Here is a 4,085-nt window from a genome sequence, read left to right as displayed (position 1 = left end):
TCTCGATTGTGGTCATCGCATTATTACAGTCAATTGGATCTTCTTCAGCAAGAGCACCAAATGAAAGACTAGCTAATATGATGATTAGACACTTATTCATCGTTTTCTCCAAAAGCACATAACGCCCTGTTAAGGGGTGAGCAACGCAATACTGAAGCCACTGCACACCACCTTAATCACTTAAACCAACGCACAGTGAAAATGCCACGCGTTGCGAATCCCTCTTGAACAGTTTGTTATGTGACTTGCCCCAAAACCTAATCACCAAAAAACAGTGGGGAAACAGCCAAGAGAACAGCACAACTTAACTTAAAATAGAATACCGCTAGGAATACAAAATTCAGCTTATTATTTTTAGGAACCGGAGTACCTAACAACACATCTGTTCTAGAGTAATACTTAGCGGAAAATATGCCTAATAGAAACACTAAATAGGCACTCAACATTAATAATACCAAATCACCATTAATACGCATGAGAATCGGTACCAATAAAGGCATCAAAAAAACAAAGCAGACACATATAAACCAAAGCTTCAGTAAGGAAGAAGTAGCAGCCCATTTAAATTTACTAGCTAATAGTTTGGGTATGTATTCCATGTTATTCCTTCTCTGGTCACATAACGCCCTGTTAAGGTGTGAGCAACGCAATACCGAAGCCCCTGCATACCACCTTAAACACTAAACGCAACGCATAGCAAAAATGCCAAGCGTTGCGAATCACTCTTAAACAGTTTGTTATATTGGTTTTTCTACGCTCAGGAATGCTTCTCCAACTTCTTTTACATAATTATCAATAATTTTCATAAATATTGCTGAGTCAGCGTAATCTAGACCACTATCGTTATCTTCTATATAAGTTGTCAGAAAGACAGACGTAATTTGAGCTAAAGCAATCGCCGTAAAATGGGCTGGCTCTGTCAGCCCAGAGTTAGACTGACCACAAAGTAACATATCTTCTTCAGCCTCTCTCATTGCATACAGGGAAGCCATTTCATAATAGTCGGCATGCACATTGCGACTTGCTAGTTTGTAATTATGAGACCATTTATCTAACTCAACGAACTCTCTTAGCTTATCGATTTTTTTGTAACCTGTATGCTCCCTAGCCCAGTGCCAACCTGAATTACCTTGTGTGATGGCGTGTTTAAGTTGAGCGTAAGATTCCGCTTCTTGATCGGAAAAGGTTTCTTGCCCCATCGCGTCAGCAGTTTTTCGATGCTCCTCGACTCCCTCTGCCGTTTGCACCATACCATGCTTAATATAATCAATGGCGGCGGCACGACCACACTTTTTAATAACTAGGCACGTAACAACCATTTCATATAATGTCCGCCAACGCGCCAATGCAGCATCCGGGTATCCACCCTCCAACAAATGAATAATTTCCCCAGTTATACGACATGCATGAGCGTGCTGCCTCATAAAAACACCGATTAACTCATCAGTTTCATACTGAGGCAATTTGATAAATTGCTTCTGAAAGTTCATACCAGCTTCTAAGCAAGTTTCCCTTAATGCATGTAGCTTGGTAAAACCGAGAGACCAACGCTCGCGGTTTCTCCTTAGGAAAGCGTCGTGTTCTGACATGACATGCTTAACATTAGCTTCCTCTTGCTCATTTGTATTTTCAATTAAGACTGACACTACAAACTCAATGACGGATTCAAAGTCAACTTCATCACCATTTTCATGAAGTTTATCTTCCGCTATTTTTATTAGTTCTTCGAACAAATGGAACTCCCAAATATGAAACCAATATAACGCCGCATTAAGTGGTGAACAACGCGACCACCCAACCTTAAACCTTGCCACATTTAGCACTAAAGCTGACCTGAACTGAAATTGCCAAGCGTTGAGAATCCGTCTTAAATGCTTTGTTATGTTTTACCACAAACGACTGATTTACTTGAGAAAGAACTGCTGTTTATAACCAGTTTTCTGAAGCAAACCACAAGGTTGAAACCAACTTGACCACCAAAGGCAAGCAACCTAAAACAAGTAAGTCCACTTCCCTGCCCAATGAGGCAACTCGACCAAGCAACAACAAGCGCCCTTTCTTTCCAACCAAAGCGCAAAGCAATGTTGAATTGCCGAGGCTACTGCCAAGCCGAAATGCTACTTGGTAAAGAACCTAGAAGCGACTTTGAGCCAGTTAAAACAGAAGCCAACCGCCACGACCTGACAATGAAGCAACCCACGAACATTGGCATGTTTTACAGCCTGAGTGATTCAAGAACTTAGACCGACAATGTGGATTTGCTGAGTCTACTAGGGACGAATCGCCAAAGGGACAAAGAACCAGAGCCTAAGACCTTTAAGCCTTTGAAATACAAGTAAACATAACGCCGCATTAAGGTGTGAGCAACGCTACCACGAAACTTAACCATACCACCTTAAACACAAAACCCAACGATGGAATGAAAAATGCCAAGCGTTGGGAATCACTCTTAAATACTTTGTTAAGTTACTGTTTTCTCTTTACAAATAAGCATGTCGCAATAGTGAGGACTAGCGCTTCTAATGCCACAAAACATATGAACCAATATAGATTATATTCATCTGGTGGGAGTGAAGGTTCGAGGTGATTGAGCAAGGGGTCGATAAGAAATAGAGAAGCAGCCCATACCGACACACCTACCACCATTATTAACAATGTATATTTAACCCCACTCATCACTTAACTTCCCAAAACCATATTTCTTTTGATTTACTGTAGTTACCTCCAGCATTGAATAAACCCGAAATCATAAACCAAGTTTTCCAATCTGTGAGCCTTGAGCCATTCCATAAGTCTATGTGATCGCCACTTCGATTCCGAAAGTTCTCACCACCCCTAGACCAAAAGTCTTTAAAGAATATAATGCCTTTTTTACCTGAAAGTTTTCTAGCGAACTGCTTAGGATCTATTTTCTGAAGTCTACTAACACCCGAAATAGGCATTCTTGATAGCCCTTGTGCTAACTCTTCCGCTGCTAAAACGTGACCCAAACCGCTATCATGGTACCAACAATGCCTTGCTTTCGGGACAAGACTGGTTGTGTCAATCCCTATAGAAGCAAGAGCAACACCCAAACGAATTGCGCACTGATCTGAAAAATTTGCTTTGCCATCTGTTGAACAAGGTACGCTATCACCCACAATAGTAGGATGCTTGTTGCATAAATTTTGAAAATCCATGTCATCTCCAATTTTTATACAAATTGGATGATTTCAACTCAGATAACAGCATTTACAGAAATATTATGACGTCATAATGCGAGGTGTTTCAAAGTAACTTAACGCCCTGTTAAGGTGTGAGCAACGCAATACCGATGCTTCCGCATGCCACCTTAAACACTAAACACAACGCATAGTAAAAATGCCACGCGTTGCGAATCACTCTTAAACAGTTTGTTATGCGCGTTTTTCAACGATCACAGCAGTTCCAACAGCTGTAACCATAAACATTGATTTTCCACCGCCAGAAACTTCATCTACATCGATAGATACACCTACGATAGCATTACATTTTTTACTTGCTGCCTGCTTTCTCAACCCAAGAAGTGCATCAGATTTAATTTGGTCGAGTTTATTGTTATATGTCCCAGATTGACCGCCAACAATATCTCGAACTCCGGCGAGGATATCTCGCAAAAAGTTCGTACCAGCAACCACAGTTGATGTAATGACACCGTGGTTTTCAACAATATCTAGATCACTTGATATAGCATTTGTGGATGAGGTTTTTACAAATTCGTAGTTATCCTTACTCTTCAGTTGAGACTCCCAAGTTGCTATCGCCTCCTCTGCACTCGAAGCCTCACAACTATCGCTCAATATCTTGAAGCCTTGCTCCATAAACGAGCCAATCTCATCGGATGCTGTTTGTGACATTACATCCACTGGCACAACGACACCGGATTTTCCAAAAACAATGTACTTATTCATCTCTCTAAACTCATTTTACACCTCAAGCGCATAACGCCCAATTAAGGTGTGAAGCACGCTACCACAGCACTAAATTTGAACACCGTAAACACTAAATTAGACCCAAACCAAAAATGCCAAGCGTGCTGAATCACTCTTAAATTGTTTGTTATGCCT

4 protein-coding genes are annotated in these 4,085 nt (G+C 41.0%); all 4 read right to left on the bottom strand.

Going from position 1 to position 4,085, the window contains the following annotated elements; genetic code table 11:
- Positions 1 to 257: 257 nt before the first annotated feature.
- Positions 258 to 599, bottom strand: coding sequence for a hypothetical protein (locus ABMY42_RS26160; RefSeq protein ID WP_017191348.1), 342 nt, complete (start codon positions 597 to 599; stop codon positions 258 to 260).
- A gap of 138 nt (positions 600 to 737) precedes the next feature.
- Entirely contained in the window at positions 738 to 1,733 is a 996-nt protein-coding gene (locus tag ABMY42_RS26155; RefSeq protein WP_349266974.1) for a DUF5677 domain-containing protein, read from the bottom strand.
- A 942-nt stretch (positions 1,734 to 2,675) separates the two neighbouring features.
- A complete protein-coding gene (locus tag ABMY42_RS26150) occupies positions 2,676 to 3,179 on the bottom strand; it encodes a T6SS effector amidase Tae4 family protein (RefSeq protein WP_349266973.1) in 504 nt (167 codons plus the stop codon).
- 216 nt (positions 3,180 to 3,395) lie between these two features.
- On the bottom strand, positions 3,396 to 3,929 hold the full coding sequence (locus ABMY42_RS26145) for a YbjQ family protein (RefSeq protein WP_025555217.1): 534 nt from the start codon (positions 3,927 to 3,929) through the stop codon (positions 3,396 to 3,398).
- Between the last annotated feature and the right edge of the window lie 156 nt (positions 3,930 to 4,085).

Source organism: Vibrio sp. SSH13-20 (assembly GCF_040104475.1).
In the GTDB taxonomy this organism is placed as follows: domain Bacteria; phylum Pseudomonadota; class Gammaproteobacteria; order Enterobacterales; family Vibrionaceae; genus Vibrio; species Vibrio harveyi.
Note: the sequence above shows the minus strand (reverse complement) of the source record. Positions and strands in the feature narration are given on the sequence as shown.